General features: G+C 55.0%; 20 protein-coding genes and 1 pseudogene. 14 read left to right on the plus strand and 7 right to left on the minus strand.

Annotated features, from left to right (window positions below; all coding sequences use genetic code 11):
- Positions 1 to 3: 3 nt before the first annotated feature.
- Both ACJ9Y9_RS22245 and ACJ9Y9_RS22250 read right to left on the minus strand, forming a co-directional pair.
- Positions 4 to 498: a PilN domain-containing protein gene (locus ACJ9Y9_RS22245; protein WP_028018020.1), complete on the minus strand. Its 495-nt coding sequence runs from the start codon at positions 496 to 498 to the stop codon at positions 4 to 6.
- Entirely contained in the window at positions 495 to 1,271 is a 777-nt protein-coding gene (locus ACJ9Y9_RS22250) for a hypothetical protein (protein ID WP_028018021.1), read from the minus strand. The genes ACJ9Y9_RS22245 and ACJ9Y9_RS22250 overlap by 4 nt, the downstream gene beginning before the upstream one ends.
- 120 nt (positions 1,272 to 1,391) lie before the next feature.
- Here ACJ9Y9_RS22250 and mrcA point away from each other — a divergent pair, with 120 nt between their 5' ends.
- Positions 1,392 to 3,944 (plus strand): peptidoglycan glycosyltransferase/peptidoglycan DD-transpeptidase MrcA, encoded by a 2,553-nt coding sequence (mrcA, locus tag ACJ9Y9_RS22255; RefSeq protein ID WP_028018022.1) that lies wholly within the window; start codon positions 1,392 to 1,394, stop codon positions 3,942 to 3,944.
- A gap of 88 nt (positions 3,945 to 4,032) precedes the next feature.
- Here mrcA and nudE read toward each other — a convergent pair whose 3' ends face one another.
- The gene (gene nudE / locus ACJ9Y9_RS22260) at positions 4,033 to 4,593 is read right to left on the minus strand and encodes an ADP compounds hydrolase NudE (protein ID WP_028018023.1); all 561 of its coding nucleotides are present in this window, start codon (positions 4,591 to 4,593) and stop codon (positions 4,033 to 4,035) included.
- A 325-nt stretch (positions 4,594 to 4,918) separates the two neighbouring features.
- Between nudE and ACJ9Y9_RS22265 the strand changes: the two genes are divergently transcribed.
- The 5 genes from ACJ9Y9_RS22265 to pckA all read left to right on the plus strand — a co-directional run bounded on the left by ACJ9Y9_RS22265 (position 4,919) and on the right by pckA (position 11,056).
- The gene (locus ACJ9Y9_RS22265) at positions 4,919 to 7,054 is read left to right on the plus strand and encodes an intracellular growth attenuator family protein (protein ID WP_028018024.1); all 2,136 of its coding nucleotides are present in this window, start codon (positions 4,919 to 4,921) and stop codon (positions 7,052 to 7,054) included.
- 66 nt (positions 7,055 to 7,120) lie between these two features.
- Positions 7,121 to 7,804 (plus strand): GMP/IMP nucleotidase, encoded by a 684-nt coding sequence (gene yrfG / locus ACJ9Y9_RS22270; protein ID WP_028018025.1) that lies wholly within the window; start codon positions 7,121 to 7,123, stop codon positions 7,802 to 7,804.
- Positions 7,801 to 8,202, plus strand: a complete 402-nt coding sequence (gene hslR / locus ACJ9Y9_RS22275) for a ribosome-associated heat shock protein Hsp15 (RefSeq protein ID WP_028018026.1) — start codon at positions 7,801 to 7,803, stop codon at positions 8,200 to 8,202. The genes yrfG and hslR overlap by 4 nt, the downstream gene beginning before the upstream one ends.
- A gap of 23 nt (positions 8,203 to 8,225) precedes the next feature.
- Positions 8,226 to 9,104: an Hsp33 family molecular chaperone HslO gene (hslO, locus tag ACJ9Y9_RS22280; RefSeq protein ID WP_023309492.1), complete on the plus strand. Its 879-nt coding sequence runs from the start codon at positions 8,226 to 8,228 to the stop codon at positions 9,102 to 9,104.
- 332 nt (positions 9,105 to 9,436) lie between these two features.
- Positions 9,437 to 11,056, plus strand: a complete 1,620-nt coding sequence (gene pckA, locus ACJ9Y9_RS22285; protein ID WP_028018027.1) for a phosphoenolpyruvate carboxykinase (ATP) — start codon at positions 9,437 to 9,439, stop codon at positions 11,054 to 11,056.
- Between the two features lie 86 nt (positions 11,057 to 11,142).
- Here pckA and envZ read toward each other — a convergent pair.
- Positions 11,143 to 12,487: pseudogene (gene envZ, locus ACJ9Y9_RS22290) on the minus strand (two-component system sensor histidine kinase EnvZ).
- Entirely contained in the window at positions 12,484 to 13,203 is a 720-nt protein-coding gene (ompR, locus tag ACJ9Y9_RS22295) for a two-component system response regulator OmpR (RefSeq protein WP_001157751.1), read from the minus strand. Before ompR ends, envZ begins: the two are co-directional and overlap by 4 nt.
- 228 nt (positions 13,204 to 13,431) lie before the next feature.
- Here ompR and greB point away from each other — a divergent pair, with 228 nt between their 5' ends.
- From greB to feoC, 5 genes are all read left to right on the plus strand, one after another.
- Entirely contained in the window at positions 13,432 to 13,905 is a 474-nt protein-coding gene (greB, locus tag ACJ9Y9_RS22300; RefSeq protein ID WP_028018028.1) for a transcription elongation factor GreB, read from the plus strand.
- A gap of 86 nt (positions 13,906 to 13,991) precedes the next feature.
- Positions 13,992 to 16,322 carry a Tex family protein gene (locus tag ACJ9Y9_RS22305; RefSeq protein ID WP_028018029.1) on the plus strand — a complete coding sequence of 777 codons (2,331 nt, stop codon included), beginning with the start codon at positions 13,992 to 13,994 and terminating at the stop codon, positions 16,320 to 16,322.
- A gap of 265 nt (positions 16,323 to 16,587) precedes the next feature.
- Entirely contained in the window at positions 16,588 to 16,815 is a 228-nt protein-coding gene (gene feoA, locus ACJ9Y9_RS22310) for a ferrous iron transporter A (RefSeq protein WP_010436417.1), read from the plus strand.
- 30 nt (positions 16,816 to 16,845) lie between these two features.
- Positions 16,846 to 19,164, plus strand: coding sequence for a Fe(2+) transporter permease subunit FeoB (gene feoB / locus ACJ9Y9_RS22315; RefSeq protein WP_028018030.1), 2,319 nt, complete (start codon positions 16,846 to 16,848; stop codon positions 19,162 to 19,164).
- A 10-nt stretch (positions 19,165 to 19,174) separates the two neighbouring features.
- Positions 19,175 to 19,411: a [Fe-S]-dependent transcriptional repressor FeoC gene (gene feoC, locus ACJ9Y9_RS22320; protein WP_028018031.1), complete on the plus strand. Its 237-nt coding sequence runs from the start codon at positions 19,175 to 19,177 to the stop codon at positions 19,409 to 19,411.
- 33 nt (positions 19,412 to 19,444) lie between these two features.
- Here the strand turns inward: feoC and ACJ9Y9_RS22325 are convergent, their stop codons facing one another.
- Together ACJ9Y9_RS22325 and bioH are read right to left on the minus strand one after the other, a co-directional pair.
- On the minus strand, positions 19,445 to 19,714 hold the full coding sequence (locus ACJ9Y9_RS22325) for a YdgH/BhsA/McbA-like domain containing protein (RefSeq protein ID WP_028018032.1): 270 nt from the start codon (positions 19,712 to 19,714) through the stop codon (positions 19,445 to 19,447).
- Positions 19,715 to 19,825: 111 nt separating this feature from the next.
- Positions 19,826 to 20,599 (minus strand): pimeloyl-ACP methyl ester esterase BioH, encoded by a 774-nt coding sequence (bioH, locus tag ACJ9Y9_RS22330; protein ID WP_028018033.1) that lies wholly within the window; start codon positions 20,597 to 20,599, stop codon positions 19,826 to 19,828.
- A 37-nt stretch (positions 20,600 to 20,636) separates the two neighbouring features.
- Between bioH and gntX the strand changes: the two genes are divergently transcribed.
- The 3 genes from gntX to gntT all read left to right on the plus strand — a co-directional run bounded on the left by gntX (position 20,637) and on the right by gntT (position 23,580).
- Entirely contained in the window at positions 20,637 to 21,320 is a 684-nt protein-coding gene (gntX, locus tag ACJ9Y9_RS22335) for a DNA utilization protein GntX (protein WP_028018034.1), read from the plus strand.
- 61 nt (positions 21,321 to 21,381) lie between these two features.
- Complete coding sequence (nfuA, locus tag ACJ9Y9_RS22340) at positions 21,382 to 21,957, plus strand: Fe-S biogenesis protein NfuA (protein WP_028018035.1); 576 nt, start codon at positions 21,382 to 21,384, stop codon at positions 21,955 to 21,957.
- 306 nt (positions 21,958 to 22,263) lie between these two features.
- Entirely contained in the window at positions 22,264 to 23,580 is a 1,317-nt protein-coding gene (gene gntT, locus ACJ9Y9_RS22345) for a gluconate transporter (RefSeq protein WP_014171973.1), read from the plus strand.
- Positions 23,581 to 23,611: the final 31 nt, after the last annotated feature.

Genomic DNA, 23,611 nt, shown 5'->3' on the forward strand with positions numbered 1-23,611 from the left:
ACGTTACCTCTCACTTTTCAGATTAAATGTGAACATCCAGTGTCCCTGGCTATCCTGGCGGATCTCCCCTGCGGGTCCTGTCGTGAACCCGTCGAGTTGTCCAGGTACATCACGCAGCGCAGAAAGAGCTGGCAGGGTAGTGGCATACCCGATGAGCATCAGAGCAGGAGGCTGGTAACGCAGTTCAGTCAGCCAGACCTGCGACGGCATGACGCTGGCAAGTGATTCCAGCACCGGTTGCCATGCGTGTCGTTGACGTTTCAGTGCAGGCATCGGCACCTCTGTGGTCAGCGTCTGGCGAGACATAAGCGCGTGACGCACGGACTGCATTCCCGCCAGTTCAGCTCGCAGAGCGTGCAGCCTCACCAGGTGGTTTATCCTCAGGCAGAAAATGACCATCAGCATCACCAGCCATGCGCCGACGAACATCGCGCCCCAGAAACGCAGACAACGCGCCCGCCGTTGCTGTCGCCACGGTATAAAGTTCGTCATGTTCACTCAGGGACCTCGCTCATGGCCAACGCCAGCGCGACGGTGTAATCAGCACCGCATTCCGGTAGCGGGGCATGGCAGCGCTCCAGGGTTTCCCATGGGTCACGTCGGATATCAAACAGCGCGATATCGCCCGGACTCAGGGCCAGTAGCGCCGCCAGCTCCGTCACGTTTGCAGCTTCTGTGGTAAAGCGGCGTCCCCACTGATGACGCATAGCCCACAGCCACTGATGTTCATCTCGCCAGGCGACGCAATGCGCCGGGGCAACTGCGGGAAGAAGGTTCGCCAGTGCGCTGGCATCCGGGGTAATCGTCACCAGCCGCAAACGTAGCGTTTTCGCCAGCGCCAGGAGAGTTTCAACCTCTTTGTTTTGTGCGGCGGTAACATGAAATGTGTTGCTGAACGTGTCCTGCACGTAATCGAAACAGAGCGTTTCTGCTGGCATCTCCAGTTCGCGCGAGAGTGCCGCGCCCAGCCATGAAAGTTGCTCGCTGTCGCGCAGCGCAATGGCCGGACGGGGAAGTGAGCGTTGCAGGGTGCGTGCTGCCGGGAAAGAGAGGAACACACGGTGCTGGAGTGGCAACGTCTTACGCCAGTCGCGCAACGCGTCAACCAGCTGTTCAGGCTGGCATATTTTACCTTCCCGAATGACGCTTTCGGTCAGAGGGATTGCCCACCAGCGACGCAAGCACCAGCCAGTTCTCTCCCGGGCCAATGCGACGATGAGCACCCTATCCTGTTGAATATGAACGCCCGTTTGCCATGTTTTGAAAGCCATGCTTCACGATCTCCTTATCGCCCGTCACCGTGACGGCTATATCAATGAATCAGGCTTGCCTTTATACTACCGCGCGATTGTTTAGAAACTGCCCAAGTGAAACCAAATGGGAAATCTCCGGTGAAGTTCGTAAAGTATTTATTCATCCTTGCAGTCTGTTGCATTCTGCTGGGAGCAGGCTCGATTTACGGTTTGTACAAATATATTGAGCCACAGCTACCTGATGTCGCTACGCTTCGCGATGTGCGACTCCAGATCCCGATGCAAGTCTATAGCGCCGATGGCGAGTTGATGGCGCAGTATGGCGAGAAGCGCCGTATTCCGCTGACCTTAAACCAAATTCCACCTGTTATGGTGAAAGCCTTTATCGCCACTGAGGACAGCCGTTTTTACGAGCACCATGGTGTCGATCCGGTGGGGATTTTCCGTGCCGCAAGCATTGCGTTGTTCTCCGGTCATGCCTCTCAGGGGGCGAGTACCATTACGCAACAGCTGGCACGTAACTTCTTCCTCAGTCCGGAAAAGACGCTGATCCGTAAGATCAAAGAGGTCTTCCTTGCGATCCGTATCGAGCAGCTGTTGAGCAAAGACGAGATCCTGGAGCTGTACCTCAATAAAATCTATTTGGGGTACCGCGCCTATGGTGTGGGGGCTGCCGCACAGGTGTACTTCGGTAAACCAGTTGAGCAACTCACCTTAAGCGAAATGGCAACCATCGCGGGTCTGCCGAAAGCGCCTTCTACGTTTAACCCGCTCTACTCGCTCGATCGCGCCACCGCACGTCGTAACGTCGTTCTGTCCCGTATGTTAAGCGAAGGCTATATCAGCCAGAGCGAGTACGACCAGGCGCGTAATGATGTTATTGATGCCAACTATCACGCCCCTGAGATCGCCTTCTCTGCCCCTTATCTGACCGAAATGGTTCGCCAGGAGATGGTGAATCGTTATGGTGATAAGGCCTACGAAGATGGTTATCGCGTTTACACTACTGTTACCCGTAAGGTTCAGCAGGCAGCACAGGAAGCGGTACGTAATAACGTGATGGATTACGATATGCGTCACGGCTATCGCGGCCCGTCAAACGTGCTCTGGAAAGTGGGCGAAAGCGCGTGGGACAGCAAAAAAATCACCAGTACGCTGAAAGCGCTGCCAACCTATGGCCCACTCCTTCCAGCCGTGGTCACTCAAGCCGATCCTCAGGAAGCCGTTGCGACGCTCGCGGACGGCACCTCAGTCTCCCTGCGTATGGATGGCATCCGTTGGGCGCGTCCGTACCGTTCAGATACCCTGCAAGGTGCAACGCCGCGTAAAGTGACCGATGCGGTACAAACCGGACAGCAAATCTGGGTGCGCAAGGTAGGTGAGGCCTGGTGGCTGGCGCAAGTTCCGGACGTTAACTCGGCTCTGGTCTCCATTAATCCTCAGAACGGCGCTGTAATGGCCCTGGTCGGTGGGTTCGATTTTAACCAGAGCAAATTTAACCGTGCTACCCAGGCACTGCGTCAGGTCGGTTCCAATATCAAGCCGTTCCTCTACACTGCCGCGATGGATAAGGGCCTGACCCTTGCCAGCATCCTTAACGACGTTCCCATCTCTCGCTGGGATGCCGGTGCCGGGTCCGACTGGCAGCCGAAGAACTCCCCTGCGGAATATGCCGGCCCTATTCGTCTTCGTCAGGGTCTGGGACAGTCGAAAAACGTGGTAATGGTGCGTGCCATGCGCGCGATGGGCGTCGACTATGCTGCCGAGTATCTGCAACGCTTCGGTTTCCCGGCGCAGAACATCGTTCGCACCGAATCGCTGGCGTTAGGCTCAGCCTCCTTTACGCCGCTTCAGGTTGCACGCGGATACTCGGTAATGGCCAACGGTGGCTTCCTGATTGATCCGTATTTCATCAGTAAAATCGAGAACGATCAGGGCGGCGTACTGTTTGAAGCGAAGCCGAAAATTGCCTGTCCTGACTGCGATATTCCGGTCATTTACGGCAATACGCCGAAATCTGACGTGCTTGAGAACAAGGACATGGAAGACGTTGCTGTGTCTCAGGAGCAGCAGAACGGCGTAGTACCGCAGCCACAACTGGAACAGGCGAACCAGGCGCTGGTGGCGCAGACAGGTGCACAGGAGTATGCCCCGCATGTGATCAACACGCCGCTGTCGTTCCTGATCAAAAGCGCGCTGAATACTAACATCTTCGGTGAACCAGGCTGGCAAGGTACCGGCTGGCGTGCAGGACGTGATTTGCAGCGTCATGACATCGGCGGTAAGACAGGGACAACCAACAGCTCGAAAGATGCGTGGTTCTCCGGCTACGGGCCGGGTGTGGTGACCTCAGTCTGGATCGGTTTCGACGATCATCGTCGCGACTTAGGCCGTACAACGGCATCTGGTGCGATTAAAGATCAGATTTCCGGCTATGAAGGCGGTGCGAAAAGTGCGCAACCTGCCTGGGATGCCTATATGAAATCTGTTCTGGAAGGTGTTCCAGAGCAGCCGCTGACGCCACCGCCAGGCGTGGTGACAGTCAATATCGACCGCAGTACGGGCCAGCTCGCCAACGGCGGGAATAGTCGCGAAGAGTATTTCATCGAGGGCACGCAGCCAACCACACAGGCGGTGCATGAGGTGGGTACTGAGATTATTGATAACGGCGAAACGCACGAGCTGTTCTGACAACAAAGCAAAACGGCAACCTCTGGTTGCCGTTTTGGTGTTTGCTCCCTCTCCCGTGGGAGAGGGTTGGGGTGAGGGCATCAGGCCACTACAGTCGCCCCTGCCCCTTCAACCACTCCCGTACCAGGAACAGTGCACTCACATTACGCGCTTCGTTAAAGTCCGGGTCTTCCAGCAAATCCATCAGGTGTGCTAGCGGCCAGCGAACCTGCGGCAACGGCTCCGGCTCGTCTCCTTCCAGCGATTCTGGATAGAGACCTTCGGCTACCACGATATTCATTTTGCTGGAAAAATAAGAGGGTGCCATGCTCAGTTTTTTCAGGAACGACAGCTCATTCGCGCCAAACCCCACCTCTTCTTTTAGCTCGCGGTTTGCCGCTTCAAAGACAGTTTCACCCGGGTCGATAAGCCCTTTCGAGAACCCAAGCTCGTAAGACTCCGTTCCCACAGCGTATTCGCGGATCAAAATCAGATGATCGTCGACAATAGGAACAATCATCACCGCTTCGCGCGCAGAGGGGCGCATACGCTCATAAACGCGACGCACACCGTTGCTGAACTCCAGGTCCACGCTTTCGACATTAAACAGGCGCGATTTTGCGACAGTTTCAACATTCAGAATGGTGGGTTTTTGTAGTGGTTTGCTCATCTTGATGGGTCTTAGCAGTGAGAACGGGCTTTATTGTGCGATATGCCGCACGGTTTCGGCAATGTCAATCGTTCTTTATTTACATTTATGCAACGTAATAAAGATCAATCCTCAATTCAAAACAAATGTCAAGAGGTTGAAATGTTTCCAGGAATTTGCTGATATCGCGCCATAACAGGCTTTGCTATCATCATCGGTCACTGGGATGCGCTTCAGAATGCTCAAGTTCGACTCCATACTTGCCGATAGCCAACCACAGACTCTCATTCAATATTAAAGGTGCTACAGACTACACCTGTAAGAAGATAAGTAAGATGGGGAAAGCATGAGCACCATTTTGATTGTTCTCGCTGCTATGCTGGCCGGCGCATTGTTTGCAGGATGGGTATACAGGCGTCGCATACAACGCCGTTACCGGTTGCCTTTTTTAAATGCGTTCGCTGGCGCAACGACGCGTAAACTCACGCAAGACGAGCGCGATGCAGTTGAAAACTATCTCGAAACGCTGAACCGTTCTCAGTTAACCCCTGGGCCGACGGGAGCTACTGCTGCGCCAGTCTCACTTAAGCTTAATGCGCAAAGTGATACCGTGCTGTGCCTGACACGCTCCATCACGCGCTATGGCATCACCACCGATGATCCCAACAAATGGCGCTATTACCTTGATTCTGTCGAAGTGCATCTGCCCCCATCCTGGGAGCAATACATTACTGACGAAAACAGCGTTGAACTGATCCACACAGATTCATTACCTCTGGTCATCTCGCTTAACGGTCACACGCTGAGTGAATACCTTCAGGAAGCACCGCGCTTTGCGCTGGAGCGCGCAAGTTCAACCCAGGCTTCCATCCGTGGCGAAGAGTCAGAGCAGATCGAACTGCTGAATATCCGCCAGGAGACGCATGAAGAATATGCCCTGAGCCGCCCGGATGGCATTCGTGAAGCCATCCTGATCGTTGCCGCTTTCCTGCTCTTTTTCTGCTGTCTGCTGACGCCGGATGTGTTTGTGCCCTGGCTGGCTGGAGGAGCGGTGTTACTGTTGGCTGCCGGGCTTTGGGGGCTTTTTGCCCCACCAGCAAAAACCTCGTTGCGTGAGATCCACTGCCTGCGCGGTACGCCGAAGCGCTGGGGTCTGTTTGGTGAAAACGATCAGGAGCATCTCAACAATATCTCACTCGGCATTATCGACCTTATCTACCCGCGCCACTGGCAACCATGGATTGCGCAGGATTTAGGACAGAAAACCGATATTGATATCTACCTTGACCGCCACGTTGTGCGTCAGGGCCGATTTTTATCTCTGCATGATGAAGTGAAAAATTTCCCGCTCCAGCACTGGTTACGTAGCACGGTTATTGCCGGAGGCGCCGCGCTGGTCTTTGTCATGCTGCTGCTTTTCGTGCCGCTGGATATGCCCATCAAATTCACCCTTTCGTGGATCAAAGGGGCGCAAACCATCGAAGCGACCAGCGTCAACAAACTGGATGAAGCCGGTGTGCGCGTAGGAGACACGCTGCGCCTGAAGGGAACCGGGATGTGTAATATTCACACCCCAGGGGCGTGGAATACGCGCCAGAACTCACCGTTCATGCCGTTCGATTGCTCGCAAATCATCTGGAACGACGCGCCGCCACTGCCGTTGCCGGAATCCGAAGTGGTGAATAAAGCCACCGCCCTCACTCAGACGGTCAACCGCCAGTTACATCCGAAGCCGGATGATGATTCGCGCGTCAGCCCTGCGCTGCGCTCAGCCATTCAGAAATCAGGTATGGTTCTGCTGGATGATTTTGGCGACATCGTCCTGAAAACGAAGGATTTATGCTCCTCGCAGGACGAGTGTGTGCGTCTCAAAAACGCTCTGGTAAATCTGGGGAACAGCAAAGACTGGGACTCGCTGGTGAAACGTGCCGAAGCGGGTCGGCTGGATGGCGTCAACGTGCTGCTGCGTCCGGTTAGCGCGGAATCGCTGGACAACCTGGTGGCCACTTCGACAGCACCGTTCATGATGCGCGAAACCACCCGTGCGGCTCAGGCGCTGAACAGCCCGGCACCGGGTGGCTTTGTCATTGTCAGTGATGAAGGCAGCGACCTGGTCGATCAACCTTATCCGCAGGTTGCGCTTTATGATTACCCGGCACAAGAGCAGTGGAGCCAATTTCAGCGCCTGGCGCAGATGCTGATGCAAACGCCGTTCAGTGCCGAAGGGATCGTCACGAGTATTTATACTGATGCCAACGGTACCCGTCATATCGTTCTGCACCGGATGCCGGATAGCGCAGGTTTGTGGCGCTACATTGGTACCTCGCTGCTGATGCTAGCCATGCTGTTCTCCATCTTCTGGAACGGTTTTATGGCCCTGCGTCGCTACCAGCGTTCACGCACCCGGCTGGCTGACATCCAGCAATATTACGAAAATTGCCTCAATCCTAAGCTGCTCCCCTCCTCTGAGAGCCTGATCTGATAACGTCCTTGCGCGACAAGATGTGCTACCCTGTCGCGCACGTTTCTTCTGGCTGGAGTACCCCTTATGCATCTTGATATCGCCTGGCAGGAGGTTGATACCGTTCTGCTGGATATGGACGGCACACTGCTCGATCTCGCCTTTGATAACTATTTCTGGCAAAAGCTGGTTCCGGAAACCTATGGCGAACAGCAGGGGATCTCCCCGGCAGAAGCGCAGGCATTCATTCGTTCGCAATATAGCGCGGTGCAGCATACGCTAAACTGGTACTGTCTTGACTACTGGAGCGAACGCCTCGGTCTGGATATTTGTGCCATGACTACCGCTCAGGGTCCACGCGCCGTGCTGCGTGAAGATACTGTACCTTTTCTGGATGCGCTGAAAACCAGCGGCAAGCGCCGTATTTTGCTGACCAATGCGCATCCTCATAATCTGGCGGTAAAGCTGGAACATACGGGTCTGGCTTCACACCTTGATTTATTACTTTCTACCCACACATTTGGTTATCCGAAAGAGGATCAGCGGTTGTGGCACGCGGTGAAGGAAGAGACAGGTTTGCAACCTGAACGTACGCTGTTTATTGACGACAGCGAGCCCATTCTGGATTCCGCAGCCACCTTTGGCATTCGCTATTGTCTGGGGGTTACGAATCCTGACTCTGGCCTGGCTGAAAAAAGCTATCTGCGCCATCCGGGGTTGAACGACTACCGCCAGATGATCCCCTCACTCACCGTGAAGGAGACGCCATGAAAGAAAAACCCTCTGATGGGGTAAGACTGGATAAATGGCTGTGGGCAGCGCGTTTTTATAAAACACGCGCCCTTGCCCGCGAGATGGTTGACGGCGGAAAAGTGCATTACAACGGCCAGCGCAGCAAACCGAGCAAGCTGGTTGAGGTGAATGCCACCCTGACGCTGCGTCAGGGCAACGATGAACGCACGGTGGTGATTAAAGCCATTACCGAACAACGACGGCCCGCAACCGAAGCCGTACTGCTTTATGAAGAGACGGCTGAAAGCATTGAAAAGCGTGAGAAAACCGCGCTGGCGCGCAAAATGAACGCGCTGACTATGCCACACCCGGACCGGCGGCCGGATAAAAAAGAGCGCCGCGATCTGATGAAATTTAAACACGGTGAGACTGAGTAACCTCACCCGCACGAGAGACTAAAATGGCCCAACACGACCAATTACACCGCTATCTGTTTGAACAATTCGCCGTGCGCGGCGAGCTGGTCACCGTATCCGAAACCTGGAAACAGATTCTGGAAAACCACAACTACCCGCTGCCGGTGAAGACCCTGTTGGGCGAACTGCTGGTTGCCACCAGCTTGCTGACGGCAACGCTGAAATTCGCGGGTGATATTACCGTACAATTACAGGGTGATGGCCCGATGACGCTGGCGGTGATCAACGGCAATAACCAGCAGCAGATGCGCGGCGTGGCACGCGTTCAGGGCGATGTACCTGAAAATGCAGATCTGAAAACGCTGGTGGGTAATGGCTACCTGGTGATCACCATCTCCCCTGAGGAAGGTGAACGCTATCAGGGCGTGGTCGGTCTGGAAGGCGATACGCTGGCGGCCTGCCTGGAAGATTACTTCATGCGTTCTGAACAGCTGCCAACCCGCCTGTTCATTCGCACCGGTGAAGTGGACGGCCAGCCTGCTGCGGGCGGTATGTTGCTGCAGGTTCTGCCGGCTCAGGACGCACAGACCAATGATTTTGAACACCTGGCGACGCTGACTGAAACCATCAAAGCGGAAGAGCTGTTCAACCTGTCGGCGACCGACGTGCTGTGGCGTCTGTATCACGAAGAAGAAGTGACCGTTTACGACCCGCAGTCAGTGGAGTTTAAGTGCACCTGTTCACGTGAACGCTGTGCCGGCGCACTGAAGACGCTGCCGGATGAAGAGATCGACAGCATCATGGCGGAAGATGGCGAAATTGATATGCACTGTGACTACTGCGGTACGCACTATGTGTTCAATTCGATGGATATTGCTGAGATCCGCAATAACGCCTCCCCGGCAGACCCACAGGTTCACTAATACTTTTCCCCTCTCCCCTTTGGGGGAGGGGTAAAATCCCCGCCCATGCTGAATCGTTTTCATAATGTAACTCTTACGTAATTTTCTTACGTGTATGCGATTACATTCACATTCCTTCCGATAATATCACCAGCCTTTAACCTTTTCGGAACATTTTCCCCAACCAAAAAGCGATTCCTGCGATAATCCGCCTGCCCTGTGACTGGAGTCGCAGCGTTTTCCGTTAGTAAGGGTTTTGTCCAGATGCGTAAATCTATGAGCCCCGTCGCGGTTAACAACCTCAGAAAAACCCTACAATTTCAGGCAGTACATATTGGCTAAGGAGCAGTGATATGCGTGTTACTGGTTTAACCCCGCAAGATCTCAAGGCTTATGGTATTCACGACGTCCAGGAAATCGTCTACAACCCCGACTACGATACGCTGTATCAGGAAGAGCTCAATCCAGCCCTGGAAGGATACGAGCGCGGTGTGTTGACGAATCTTGGTGCTATCGCCGTCGATACCGGTATCTTTACCGGTCGTTCGCCGAAAGATAAGTATATCGTCCGCGACGAAACCACCCGCGATACGCTGTGGTGGGCTGACAAGGGCAAAGGGAAGAACGATAACAAACCGCTCTCCCCGGAAACCTGGCAGCATCTGAAAGGGCTCGTCACCCATCAACTTTCCGGCAAGCGTCTGTTCATTGTCGATGCTTTCTGTGGCGCTAACGCCGACACCCGTCTCTCCGTACGTTTTATCACCGAAGTGGCCTGGCAGGCGCATTTCGTGAAAAACATGTTTATTCGTCCAACCGACGAAGAGCTGAAGAATTTCACCCCGGATTTCATCGTGATGAACGGTGCGAAATGCACTAACCCACAGTGGAAAGAGCAGGGTCTGAACTCCGAAAACTTTGTTGCCTTCAACCTGACCGAGCGTATCCAACTGATCGGCGGTACCTGGTACGGCGGCGAAATGAAGAAAGGGATGTTCTCCGTCATGAACTACCTGCTGCCGCTGCGAGGCATCGCCTCCATGCACTGCTCGGCTAACGTCGGTGAAAAAGGCGACGTGGCAGTGTTCTTTGGTCTTTCCGGTACCGGGAAAACCACCCTGTCCACCGATCCGAAACGTCGTCTGATTGGCGATGACGAACACGGCTGGGATGACGACGGTGTATTCAACTTTGAAGGCGGCTGCTACGCGAAGACTATTCGACTGTCTGAAGAGGCCGAGCCGGATATCTTCCACGCTATTCGTCGCGATGCGCTGCTGGAAAACGTCACCGTGCGTGCCGATGGATCCATCGACTTCGACGATGCGTCGAAAACGGAAAACACCCGCGTCTCTTACCCGATCTACCACATCGACAATATCGTGAAGCCGGTGTCAAAAGCGGGTCATGCCACGAAGGTCATTTTCCTGACGGCAGATGCGTTCGGCGTGCTGCCGCCGGTGTCTCGCCTGACCGCCAGCCAGACACAGTACCACTTCCTCTCTGGCTTCACCGCTAAGCTGGCGGGTACCGAGCGCGGCGTGACAGAACCCACCCCAACCTTCTCAGCCTGCTTCGGCGCGGCATTCCTGTCGCTGCACCCGACGCAGTACGCTGAAGTGCTGGTAAAACGCATGCAGGCTTCCGGCGCGCAGGCGTACCTGGTGAACACGGGCTGGAACGGGACCGGCAAGCGTATCTCCATCAAAGATACGCGCGCCATTATCGACGCCATTCTGGATGGTTCTCTGGATAACGCTGAAACCTTCACGCTGCCAATGTTTGATCTGGCGATCCCAACAGAGTTGCCGGGTGTGGATACGCATATCCTCGACCCACGCAACACTTACGGTTCGCCGGAACAGTGGCGCGAGAAAGCGGAATCGCTGGCGAAGCTGTTTATTGAGAACTTCGAGAAGTACACCGATACCCCGGCGGGTGAAGCGCTGGTGAGCGCGGGACCGAAGCTGTAGGTAAAAGCAAAAAGGCAACGAAAGTTGCCTTTTTTAATGTTTTCTCCCTCTCCCCGTGGGAGAGGGCATCAGGCCGCACCCTTTTGTTAACTCTCTTTCACCTGCCCGCGCGTCACCGGTACCGGCAACCAGGCGCGAATGCTCAACCCGCCCCGCTCGCTGGTGCCAATCTCCAGCAGTCCGTTATGGTTATCGATGATACGCTGTACAATCGCCAGACCTAAACCTGTACCGCTGGTGCTGCGCGCGCTGTCGCCACGCACAAACGGCTGGAACAGATGCTTACGCTGCTCAGGCTTGATGCCCGGACCATCGTCTTCCACCTGGAACCAGGCTCGGTTAAGTTCAGACCCGCTGCTGACTTTAATCCAGCCATTGCCGTAACGCGCCGCATTGACCACCATGTTGGCAACCGCACGTTTGATAGAAAGCGGATGCATGCGAACCTGGATCTCCCCCGCCTGAAGGTCGGTATCAATCTCGCGCTCGTAGCCGCTTTCCGCCGCCACCACTTCGCCCAGCACCGCGTTCAGATCCGCCATCTCCATTGGCATCTCGGCCGGTGCGCAGGTAGTCGATGAACTGCTCAATGATGGCATTACACTCTTCGATGTCCTTGTTGATGGACTCGGCAAGATAGCCGTCCTCTTCCCCCATCATCTCCGTCGCCAGACGGATACGCGTTAGCGGTGTGCGCAGGTCATGGCTCACACCGGCCATCAGCAGCGTACGGTCATCTGCCAGTTGCTTCACACCGGCCGCCATATGGTTAAACGCACGCGTCACCGAACGGACCTCAGAGGCACCATACTCACGCAATGGAGGAGGAATAATCCCTTTACCGACCTGCAGCGCAGCGTGCTCCAGGTCGACCAGCGGTCGGTTCTGTATACGAATAAACAGCCAGGCTCCGCCTATCGCCAGCAGCATAATCGCCAGGGTGTAGCGGAATAGCGGTGAGAAGTCGCCCTGATGGATTTCGGTCAGCGGAACGCGAACCCAGATATTGGGTGACAGCCAGGTTTTCAGCCAGACAACAGGCGAGCTTTTGTTGACCTCGACGCGCACTTCCGTCGGGCCGCCGAGCTGCTGCGCCATCTGCTGGCTAAGAAATTCATAATGCTGCGCCCAGCGCAGGCCCGCGTCTTCCGCCGCTTCGTTTGAGTAGAGAGAAATACCCAGCTCACGGTAAATTTCACGACGGAAGGCAGGGGGGACAACCAGCTGCGTGCCATCCTCCAGCTGCAGTTTATCGGTCATCAGCATACGGACTTCGTAGGCCAGGACCTTATTAAACTGCTGGAGGCTCGGCAGGATCGCAAAGTTCAGCACCACCAGATAGGTCGTCACCAGGCTGACGAACAGCAGGGTGACGATCAGTAACAGGGTGCGGGCAAACGAGCTTCGCGGCGAGAAGCGCATTCGCCTCATGCTTTAGAGCCGTCCGGAACGAACACGTAGCCCAGACCCCAAACGGTCTGAATATAACGAGGATGCGCCGGATCTTCTTCCACCATGCGGCGCAGACGAGAGATCTGCACATCGATGGAGCGTTCCATTGCGGAGTATTCGCGGCCACGCGCCAGGTTCATCAGCTTGTCACGGGACAGCGGCTCACGTGGGTGGCTAACCAGTGCTTTGAGAACTGCGAACTCGCCGCTGGTGAGTGGCATAGGTTCGTCTTCACGGAACATCTCGCGCGTGCCGAGGTTCAGCTTGAACTTGCCGAAGGCAATGACAGCCTCTTCCTGCGACGGTGCGCCAGGCAGTTCATTTGCCTGACGACGCAGCACAGCGCGAATACGCGCCAGCAGTTCACGCGGGTTAAACGGTTTTGGAATGTAGTCGTCAGCACCAATTTCGAGGCCCACGATACGATCAACTTCCTCGCCCTTCGCCGTCACCATGATGATCGGCATCGGGTTGCTCTGGCTACGCAGACGACGGCAGATAGAGAGCCCGTCTTCGCCGGGCAGCATCAGGTCGAGCACCATCAGGTGGAAAGATTCACGGGTCAGCAGACGATCCATCTGCTCAGCGTTCGCGACGCTACGAACCTGGAAGCCCTGCTCGGTCAGATAACGTTCCAGCAGCGCACGCAGGCGCATGTCGTCATCCACGACCAGAATTTTGTAGTTCTCTTGCATTGTATTTACTCCCAAAGGTTCGGATAGTCTTTGTAACAGCGTATTCTAAAAAAGTGCACGTGTTCGACCAGCTAATTCTGGTATAAATTCTAGTCGAAATTGTTACAAAGCATATTTAACAGCAGCTTATCTGCTCATTTCATCACATAAATCATTATTAATCCTGTCTGTTACACTGTGTGGTACGTATTGTGCGCAAGACAGAAAACCGGCAGCAAAGGCTTTACCATGAAAACGCCCCTGATCACCCGCGAAGGGTACGAAAAACTCAAAAAAGAGATGGATTACCTGTGGCGCGAAGAGCGTCCTGAAGTGACGAAAAAAGTCACCTGGGCCGCGAGCCTCGGCGATCGCAGCGAAAATGCTGATTATCAGTACAACAAGAAGCGGCTGCGTGAGATCGACCGTCGGGTACGCTATCTGACGAAATGCCTTGAGAACCTTAAAATTGTCGATTACTCCCCGCAGCAGGAAGGCAAAGTGTTCTTCGGCGCATGGGTGGAGATTGAAAACGATAACGGCGATACCCTGCGTTTTCGCATCGTCGGCTACGATGAAATTTTTGGTCGAAAGGATTACATCTCCATCGACTCCCCTATGGCTCGTGCGCTGTTGAAAAAGGAAGTGGGCGATTTAGCCGTCGTTCAGACACCCGGTGGTGAAGCCAGCTGGTACGTCAATGAGATCGAGTACGTAAAATAGTCCGAGAGCGCCCTCCCCGGCTGGCATTTTGCCGTGTCAGCCCGTATAACTATCCCCTGATTTTTGACCCACAAGATGATAAAGCCATGATGAAAGATTCGCTCTGCCGCATTATTGCGGGTGAACTTCAGGCCAGAGCCGAACAGGTAGAAGCTGCCGTTCGCCTGCTTGATGAAGGGAACACCGTGCCGTTTATTGCACGTTATCGTAAGGAAGTCACCGGCGGTCTGGATGACACACAGCTGCGTAACCTGGAGACCCGTCTGGGTTATCTGCGCGAACTGGAAGAACGTCGTCAGGCGATCCTCAAATCCATCGGCGAACAGGGTAAACTGACCAGCGAGCTGGAAAACGCTATTAACGGTACCCTGAGCAAAACCGAACTCGAAGATCTCTATCTGCCGTATAAACCAAAGCGCCGCACGCGCGGGCAGATTGCGATTGAAGCGGGTCTTGAGCCGCTGGCCGACCTGCTGTGGAACGAACCTTCCCACGATCCAGATACCGAAGCGGCGAAATTCATCGACGCTGACAAAGGCGTCGCGGACACCAAGGCCGCCCTCGACGGCGCGCGTTATATTCTGATGGAACGCTTTGCAGAAGACGCCGCCCTGCTCGCCAAAGTACGTGATTACCTGTGGAAAAATGCCCACATCGTCTCGACCGTCGTCGCGGGTAAAGAGGACGAAGGCGCGAAATTCCGCGACTACTTCGATCACCACGAACCGATTTCAACGACCCCGTCTCACCGTGCGCTGGCAATGTTCCGCGGCCGCAACGAAGGCGTGCTGCAGCTTTCCCTGAATGCCGACCCGCAGTTTGACGAGCCGCCGAAAGAGAGCCACTGCGAGCAGATCATCATCGATCACCTCGGCCTGCGTCTGAACAACGCCCCGGCAGACAGCTGGCGTAAAGGCGTGGTGAGCTGGACGTGGCGTATCAAAGTGCTGATGCACCTCGAAACCGAGCTGATGGGCACCGTGCGCGAGCGCGCCGAAGATGAAGCGATCAATGTGTTTGCCCGCAACCTCCACGACCTGCTAATGGCCGCCCCGGCGGGCCTTCGCGCCACCATGGGTCTCGATCCGGGTCTGCGTACGGGCGTAAAAGTGGCGGTAGTTGACGGCACCGGTAAGCTGGTGGCAACCGACACCATCTATCCACACACTGGCCAGGCAGCGAAAGCGGCTGTCGCAGTGGCGGCACTGTGCGAGAAATACAACGTGGAGCTGGTTGCTATCGGCAACGGTACGGCGTCCCGCGAAACCGAACGTTTCTACCTCGACGTGCAGAAACAATTCCCGAAAGTCACGGCGCAGAAAGTGATCGTCAGTGAAGCGGGGGCATCCGTCTATTCCGCATCTGAACTGGCGGCGCAGGAGTTCCCGGACCTGGACGTTTCTCTGCGCGGCGCGGTCTCTATCGCTCGTCGTCTGCAGGATCCGCTTGCAGAACTGGTGAAGATTGACCCGAAATCCATCGGTGTGGGCCAGTATCAGCACGACGTGAGCCAGACTCAGCTCGCCCGTAAGCTGGATGCGGTGGTGGAAGACTGCGTAAACGCCGTCGGTGTAGACCTGAATACCGCCTCAGTTCCCCTGTTGACCCGTGTTGCAGGCTTAACCCGCATGATGGCGCAGAACATCGTCGCCTGGCGTGATGAGAACGGTCAGTTCCAGAACCGTCAGCAACTGCTGAAGGTGAGCCGTCTGGGACCGAAAGCCTTTGAGCAGTGTGCGGGCTTCCTGCGCATCAACCACGGTGATAACCCGCTGGATGCCTCAACCGTTCACCCGGAAGCGTACCCGGTGGTAGAACGCATTCTGGCTGCCACTCAACAGGCACTGAAAGACCTGATGGGTGATAACAGTGCGCTGCGCAACCTGAAAGCCGCGGATTTCACCGACGATAAATTTGGTGTGCCAACCGTCACTGACATTATCAAAGAGCTGGAAAAACCGGGCCGCGATCCACGTCCTGAGTTCAAAACAGCAACCTTTGCCGACGGCATCGAGACCATGAACGACCTGCTGCCAGGCATGGTGCTGGAAGGTGCGGTGACCAACGTCACCAACTTTGGCGCATTTGTGGATATCGGCGTGCATCAGGATGGCCTGGTGCATATCTCGTCCCTTGCCGACAAGTTCGTGGAAGACCCGCACACCGTGGTCAAAGCGGGCGATATCGTGAAGGTCAAAGTGCTGGAAGTGGATTTACAGCGCAAACGAATTGCCCTGACCATGCGTCTGGATGAACAACCCGGCGAAACCAACGCGCGCCGTAGCGGCAATGGTGGTGGCCGCGAGCAGCAGCGCCCGGCCGCTAAAGCCGCGAAACCGCGTGGGCGTGATACTCAGCCTGCAGGCAACAGCGCGATGATGGATGCGCTGGCGGCCGCGATGGGTAAAAAACGCTAACCTCTCACCCTCTCCCCACAGGGGAGAGGGGATCGCGCAGTACGGTATATTCTCTCACTCCTTTATTTAAACCAATAATTAGCACGCCATTAACAAATAGGCCGCTTCTCTCGTCGCCGCATATTCAGCAAATATTGAGCAAGGTCAAACAGGCCGTAAATTAATCCCGCAAACAACATTCCGTCACAGTTTTATTATTGCTGATACAAACTATTCTCATTATCATCGCATAGTAGATTATTTAACCTTCGTGGGATCAGGCATTATGCAATTCACTCCAGACAGTGCATGGAAAATTACCGGTTTTACCCGTGAAATTAGCCCGGCCTATCGGCAAAAGCTGCTGTCACTGGGCATGCTACCCGGCTCGTCTTTCCAGGTCGTGCGCGTTGCCCCGTTAGGTGATCCCGTTCATATCGAAACCCGCCGCGTGAATTTGGTGCTGCGTAAGAAAGACCTCGCATTAATAGAAGTCGAAGCCTTATCTCAATAACAAGCCAGCGGTTTCAGTGAGTCTACTAAAATGAAAAAATTAACTATTGGCTTAATTGGTAATCCAAATTCCGGCAAGACCACGTTATTTAACCAGTTAACCGGAGCGCGTCAGCGCGTGGGTAACTGGGCAGGCGTGACGGTTGAGCGTAAAGAAGGCCAGTTCACGACGACAGACAACCAGGTGACGCTGGTTGACCTTCCCGGCACCTATTCCTTAACCACCATTTCGTCGCAAACCTCGCTCGATGAGCAAATTGCCTGCCACTATATTCTTGGCGGCGACGCGGATCTCCTGATCAACGTGGTCGACGCTTCCAATCTTGAGCGTAACCTCTATCTGACGCTGCAACTGCTGGAACTGGGTATTCCCTGCATCGTGGCGCTTAACATGCTCGACATTGCGGAGAAACAAAAGCTGCGCATCGACGTCGATGCTCTCTCAGCGCGCCTGGGTTGCCCGGTGGTTCCGCTGGTGTCGACGCGTGCTCGCGGCATTGATGCCCTGAAGCTGGCGATTGACCGTCATGCGGGAAATAGCGACGTTGAGCTGGTGCATTACGCGCAACCACTTCTGCGCGAGGCCGGTCTTCTGGCAGAGGAAATGGACAAAAGCATGCCCGAAAAACAGCGTTTGTGGCTCGGCCTGCAAATGCTGGAAGGGGATATCTACAGCCGTGCATACGCCGGGCATGCGGCAGATAAACTGGATGTCACAATCGCCCGTCTTAGCGACGAGCTGGATGACCCAGCCCTGCACATCGCCGATGCACGTTACCAGGCAATTGCCTCAATTTGCGACGTTGTCAGTAACGCCCTTACGGCGGAACCGAGCCGTTTTACCGCTGCGGTAGACAAGATTGTGCTTAACCGTTTCCTCGGTTTGCCGATCTTCCTGCTGGTGATGTACGTGATGTTCCTGCTCGCCATTAACATCGGTGGCGCACTCCAGCCTATTTTCGACGCCGGTTCCGTGGCGGTCTTCGTACACGGTATTCAGTGGGTGGGTTACACCCTGCACTTCCCGGAATGGCTAACCATTTTCCTTGCCCAGGGGATCGGTGGCGGTATCAATACCGTTCTGCCACTGGTGCCGCAAATCGGCATGATGTATCTGTTCCTCTCCTTCTTGGAGGATTCCGGTTACATGGCGCGCGCGGCGTTTGTCATGGACCGTCTGATGCAGGCTCTTGGTCTGCCGGGCAAATCCTTCGTCCCGCTGATTGTTGGCTTCGGCTGTAACGTGCCGTCGGTAATGGGCGCGCGCACGCTTGATGCGCCGCGTGAACGTCTGATGACCATCATGATGGCGCCGTTTATGTCCTGCGGTGCGCGCCTGGCCATCTTTGCGGTCTTTGCGGCAGCCTTCTTTGGTCAGCAAGGGGCGCTGGCGGTCTTCTCGCTGTACGTGCTGGGCATTGTGATGGCGATCCTCACCGGTTTAATGCTGAAACACACCATTATGCGTGGCGAAGCATCACCCTTTGTCATGGAGCTGCCGGTCTATCACGTGCCACATCTTAAGAGCCTGGCGATCCAGACCTGGCAACGCCTGAAAGGCTTTGTGCTGCGCGCCGGTAAGGTAATTGTCATCGTCAGCATTTTCCTGAGCGCGCTGAACAGCTTCACCCTCAGCGGGCAGGCGGCAGATAACATCAACGATTCTGCTCTTGCCTCCGTCAGCCGCGTCATCACGCCAGTCTTCAAACCGATTGGCGTGCATGAGGATAACTGGCAGGCGACGGTTGGCCTGTTCACGGGTGCGATGGCAAAAGAGGTGGTTGTCGGCACCCTGAACACGCTTTACACCGCTGAGAACATTCAGGAGCAGGAATTTAATCCGGCAGAGTTTCATCTCGGTAACGAACTGTTGGGTGCAGTAGAGGAAACCTGGCAGAGCCTGAAAGACACCTTCAGCCTGAGCGTGCTGGCAAACCCTATTGAAGCCAGCAAAGGCGACGGTGAAATGGCGACGGGGGCTATGGGCGTGATGAGTGAGAAGTTTGGCAGCGAGTCTGCAGCTTACAGCTACCTCATCTTTGTCCTGCTCTATATTCCGTGCATCTCCGTGATGGGGGCGATTTCCCGTGAGTCCAGCCGTGGCTGGATGGGATTCTCCATTCTGTGGGGGTTAAACATTGCTTACTCGCTGGCGACGCTCTTTTACCAGGCCGTTAACTTTAGCCAGCACCCGCGTTATAGCCTGGTCTGTATTCTGGCAGTTGTCCTCTTTAACGTGTTAGTTATCAGTCTGCTACGCCGGGCACGCAGCCGCGTCGATATCGACCTGCTGGCAAACCGTAAAACCGCCGCCACTTGTTGCAGCAGCCCGGCGGGTGACTGTCACTAAGGAGTAAGCCATGGCATCGTTGATTCAGGTTCGTGATCTGCTGGCATTACAAGGGCGGATGGAGGCGAAACAGCTGAGCCTCAGCCTGCATACGCCGCAGCCGATGATCGATGCCATGCTGGAAAGACTGGAAGCCATGGGGAAAGCCGTGCGGATTCAGGAAGACGCGGACGGCTGTCTCTCCGGCAGTTGTAAAAGCTGCCCGGAAGGTAAAGCCTGCCTCAAGGAGTGGTGGGCTTTGCGTTAATAAAGCCGGACAGAGATGCCCGGCTTTATCGTATTACTTATAGACTTCCGCCGTTGCGCGCACGTTTTTTGTATCTTTATTCGCACTGGTCACCACGTAGTACGTCCCGCCCAGTTCATCCGCCTTTTTCGACAACTCTCTGCGAGCGTCCATCGGCGCGGTGGTGTCAGACGTAGAAATCTCACCAATTTTGGTCAGATTCATCCCGGCAACTTTATCTTTTTCCAGCTCTTTTGCCGCAAAGACGCCAAATGAAATTGACCCAATAACCAGAGAAGTGACAATACCTGTAACAAGTTTCATAGCCTGACTCTCCTTAGGATTGTTGTTTTGATTGTCGTAGGCAGAACCACCGCAACGACATCTGGAGTATGGTTGCGGTGTAAGACTTTTTCCAGGCTGGATAGAAATTAATCAGTCTAAACGTTGACTTAACGCAATGAGCGCTGAGCAAAACTCCGCCGGATGAGAGATAAACGGGGCATGCGCCGCTTTGGCAATGATCTGCGATTCACTTTCCGGCCAGAGCGAATCCAGCAATGGAACTACTTTCCGCGGAACCAGTCCGTCGAGGTAGCCATAAATACGCAGATGCGGCATCGTCAGCGCAGACAGCGGTTCACGCAGGTCAACCGTTTTCAGAATCTCAAGACCACCGTTAAGCACCTCAACATCCGGCATCGGCAGGGAAAGCACGGTCTGCTTCAGCGCTCTCGCATCCTGACGCGCGGTTTCGGTCCCCATCGTTTGCAATGCGAGGAAACGTTCAACGGTCCGCTGAAAATCTTCACTCAGCTGTTGCTGGAAGCCCGCCAGCACATCCGGTTTTATACCCGGCCACGACGCCTGCGCACTAAAGCATGGCGACGAGGCCACGGTCACCAGCGCGCTCACGCGTTCTGGTCGGGAGAGCGCAATCTGGCTTGCCACCAGCCCGCCCAGGCTCCAGCCCAGCCAGATAGCGTTTTGTGGCGCGGCGGCCAGAACCTGCTGCGCCATCTCATCAAGCGACATAGGGCCAAAACCACGGCTGCGACCAAAACCCGGTAAATCCACCAGATGCAGCGTGAAATGCGAGGCCAGTTCCTCGTTTATGCAATTCCATACTTCCGCATTCAGGCCCCATCCGTGCAGCAGCACAAGATGGCAATTTCCTGTCCCTACAGTCTGCCACCACAGCGTCTTCATCAGTTACTGTTCTCTTTATTTCACATGGAGGTTGCACATGCTAACAGTGCCCGGCTTGTGCTGGCTATGCCAAATGCCACTTGCACTCAGTGGGTGGGGGATCTGTTCCGTCTGTACGCGGTCGCTGGAAGGACGTCTCACGGTCTGCCCACAATGTGGTTTACCGGCCACGAGCCGACATATACCCTGCGGACGCTGCCTGAAAAAATCCCCGCCCTGGAGCGCGCTGGTGGCGGTGGATGATTATGTTCCACCGTTGAGCAGGCTCATTCACGCCCTGAAGTTTTCCGGTCAGAGTTCGCTGGCGCAACCTCTCGCCCGCCTGTTATTGCTGGCGGTGTTACAGGCTCGTCGTAGCCGCACCCTGCCGAAAATCGACAGGGTGGTGAATGTCCCCTTATACCGACGCCGACACTGGCGGCGCGGCTACAACCAGAGTGACCTGCTCTGTCGCCCACTCGCCCGCTGGCTCGGCTGTGAGTATGATGCCTCTGCGCTCACGCGTGTCCATGCCACCGCCATCCAGCATCAGCTCAACGCCCGGCTTCGCAAAAGAAACCTCAAAAATGCCTTTCGCCTTGAATTAGCGGTCAAAGGCCTCCATATCGCGATTGTGGATGATGTCGTCACCACAGGCAGTACCGTTGCTGAACTTTCCCGACTGCTTTTGCGAAGCGGCGCCGCGTCGGTTCAGGTATGGTGTCTGTGCCGTACCTTGTAGCCCTTCTTCAATGGGCGTATGATTATACCCAGGTAATTTAGTCAACTATTAGGCCAAAGCTATGATCCGTATTTCCGATTCTGCACAAGCGCACTTTGCCAAACTGCTGGCAAATCAGGAAGAAGGGACGCAGATCCGCGTGTTTGTGATCAATCCAGGCACTCCGAATGCAGAATGTGGTGTCTCTTATTGTCCGCCGGATGCGGTAGAAGCAACTGACACAGCCCTTAAATTTGAACAGCTCACCGCCTACGTTGATGAGCTGAGCGCACCGTATCTTGAAGATGCGGAGATCGACTTCGTCACCGACCAGCTGGGTTCTCAGCTGACTCTGAAAGCGCCGAACGCGAAAATGCGTAAAGTGGCAGACGATGCGCCGCTGATGGAGCGCGTAGAGTATCTTCTGCAGTCCCAAATCAACCCACAGCTGGCGGGCCACGGTGGTCGTGTTTCCCTGATGGAAATCACCGACGAAGGCTTCGCCATTCTGCAGTTTGGCGGCGGCTGTAACGGGTGTTCCATGGTCGATGTGACCCTGAAAGAAGGGATTGAAAAGCAGCTGCTGAACGAATTCCCGGAACTGAAAGGCGTGCGTGATCTGACCGAACACCAGCGCGGCGAGCACTCTTACTACTGATTCAGTGCCCGTCTGTATCGCCCGGTGGCGCTGCGCTTACCGGGCTTCGCTTCTCCCCTTCATTCCCTCCATATGTTGACCTGCGTCTCATAATTCAAATTTAGCCTCCCAGGGTGATTCTCAATCACATCATGTTACCCGTATCATTCTCGTGGGCACTAAGCACTCTCATAACAGCCGACTAAACTTATTGGTTTCCAAGGTATCAGTACTAGTGCCGTAATCACTCTGTTCCCAGTTGGGACAATCGGAATTTGTCGTTGAAACAATGACGTTACCCATAACAATTCAAAGGCCAGGTAAATCATGCCATTAGTCATCGTTGCTATCGGTGTTGTGTTATTACTGCTCTTGATGATCCGTTTCAAAATGAACGGATTTATCGCTCTGGTTCTGGTGGCACTTGCAGTCGGTCTGATGCAAGGGATGCCGCTGGTGAAAGTCATCAGCTCCATTAAAGCCGGTGTCGGCGGGACGCTCGGCAGCCTGGCGTTGATCATGGGCTTCGGTGCCATGCTCGGCAAAATGCTGGCGGACTGCGGTGGTGCTCAACGTATTGCCACCACGCTCATTGCCAAATTTGGTAAGAAGAACATCCAGTGGGCGGTGGTATTAACCGGTTTTACCGTCGGTTTCGCGCTGTTCTATGAAGTGGGCTTTGTGCTGATGCTGCCACTGGTGTTCACCATTGCGGCGGCGGCAAACATCCCTCTGCTGTATGTCGGTGTACCAATGGCCGCAGCGCTGTCCGTGACGCATGGCTTCCTGCCACCGCACCCGGGTCCAACCGCTATCGCGACCATCTTCCACGCCGATATGGGTAAAACGCTGCTGTTCGGCACCATTCTCGCTATCCCAACAGTGATCCTGGCAGGCCCGGTGTATGCCCGTTTCCTGAAAGGCATTGATAAGCCAATCCCGGAAGGTCTATACAGCGCAAAAACCTTCACCGAAGAAGAGATGCCTGGCTTTGGCGTCAGCGTCTGGACCTCTCTGGTGCCGGTTATCCTGATGGCGATGCGTGCCGTGGCAGAGATGATCCTGCCGAAAGGTCACCCGTTCCTGTCCGTTGCGGAGTTCCTGGGTGACCCGGTGATGGCAACCCTGATTGCGGTATTGATCGCGATGTTCACCTTTGGTCTGAACCGTGGTCGTTCAATGGATCAGATCAACGACACGCTGACCTCCTCCATCAAAATCATTGCCATGATGCTCTTGATCATCGGCGGTGGCGGTGCGTTCAAGCAGGTACTGGTCGACAGCGGCGTGGATAAATACATCGCGGCCATGATGCATGAAACTAACGTGTCACCGCTCCTGATGGCCTGGTCTATCGCCGCGGTTCTGCGTATTGCACTCGGTTCTGCGACCGTGGCCGCCATCACCGCCGGTGGTATCGTTGCGCCGCTGATTGCCACGACGGGTGTTAGCCCTGAGCTGATGGTTATCGCAGTCGGTTCCGGTAGCGTGATTTTCTCTCACGTAAACGATCCGGGCTTCTGGCTGTTCAAGGAGTACTTCAACCTGACTATCGGTGAAACCATCAAGTCCTGGTCTGCGCTGGAAACCATTATTTCAGTGTGCGGTCTGGTCGGGGTTCTGCTGTTGAATATGGTTATCTGATGTAAAAAAAGAACCCGCCAACTGGCGGGTT

The sequence above is a fragment of the Enterobacter sp. CPE_E1241 genome (assembly GCF_045618265.1).
Taxonomy (GTDB): Bacteria; Pseudomonadota; Gammaproteobacteria; order Enterobacterales; family Enterobacteriaceae; genus Enterobacter; species Enterobacter adelaidei.

What these genes read in the sequence shown, in the direction of transcription:
- feoC (WP_028018031.1), top strand. Translation starts at nt 19,175, where the DNA reads ATGGCATCGTTGATTCAGGTTCGTGATCTGCTGGCATTACAAGGGCGG.
- nudE (WP_028018023.1), bottom strand. Translation starts at nt 4,593, where the DNA reads ATGAGCAAACCACTACAAAAACCCACCATTCTGAATGTTGAAACTGTC.
- feoA (WP_010436417.1), top strand. Translation starts at nt 16,588, where the DNA reads ATGCAATTCACTCCAGACAGTGCATGGAAAATTACCGGTTTTACCCGT.
- ompR (WP_001157751.1), bottom strand. Translation starts at nt 13,203, where the DNA reads ATGCAAGAGAACTACAAAATTCTGGTCGTGGATGACGACATGCGCCTG.
- greB (WP_028018028.1), top strand. Translation starts at nt 13,432, where the DNA reads ATGAAAACGCCCCTGATCACCCGCGAAGGGTACGAAAAACTCAAAAAA.
- nfuA (WP_028018035.1), top strand. Translation starts at nt 21,382, where the DNA reads ATGATCCGTATTTCCGATTCTGCACAAGCGCACTTTGCCAAACTGCTG.
- gntX (WP_028018034.1), top strand. Translation starts at nt 20,637, where the DNA reads ATGCTAACAGTGCCCGGCTTGTGCTGGCTATGCCAAATGCCACTTGCA.
- ACJ9Y9_RS22325 (WP_028018032.1), bottom strand. Translation starts at nt 19,714, where the DNA reads ATGAAACTTGTTACAGGTATTGTCACTTCTCTGGTTATTGGGTCAATT.
- ACJ9Y9_RS22305 (WP_028018029.1), top strand. Translation starts at nt 13,992, where the DNA reads ATGATGAAAGATTCGCTCTGCCGCATTATTGCGGGTGAACTTCAGGCC.
- ACJ9Y9_RS22250 (WP_028018021.1), bottom strand. Translation starts at nt 1,271, where the DNA reads ATGGCTTTCAAAACATGGCAAACGGGCGTTCATATTCAACAGGATAGG.
- gntT (WP_014171973.1), top strand. Translation starts at nt 22,264, where the DNA reads ATGCCATTAGTCATCGTTGCTATCGGTGTTGTGTTATTACTGCTCTTG.
- hslR (WP_028018026.1), top strand. Translation starts at nt 7,801, where the DNA reads ATGAAAGAAAAACCCTCTGATGGGGTAAGACTGGATAAATGGCTGTGG.
- ACJ9Y9_RS22265 (WP_028018024.1), top strand. Translation starts at nt 4,919, where the DNA reads ATGAGCACCATTTTGATTGTTCTCGCTGCTATGCTGGCCGGCGCATTG.
- feoB (WP_028018030.1), top strand. Translation starts at nt 16,846, where the DNA reads ATGAAAAAATTAACTATTGGCTTAATTGGTAATCCAAATTCCGGCAAG.
- bioH (WP_028018033.1), bottom strand. Translation starts at nt 20,599, where the DNA reads ATGAAGACGCTGTGGTGGCAGACTGTAGGGACAGGAAATTGCCATCTT.
- yrfG (WP_028018025.1), top strand. Translation starts at nt 7,121, where the DNA reads ATGCATCTTGATATCGCCTGGCAGGAGGTTGATACCGTTCTGCTGGAT.
- hslO (WP_023309492.1), top strand. Translation starts at nt 8,226, where the DNA reads ATGGCCCAACACGACCAATTACACCGCTATCTGTTTGAACAATTCGCC.
- pckA (WP_028018027.1), top strand. Translation starts at nt 9,437, where the DNA reads ATGCGTGTTACTGGTTTAACCCCGCAAGATCTCAAGGCTTATGGTATT.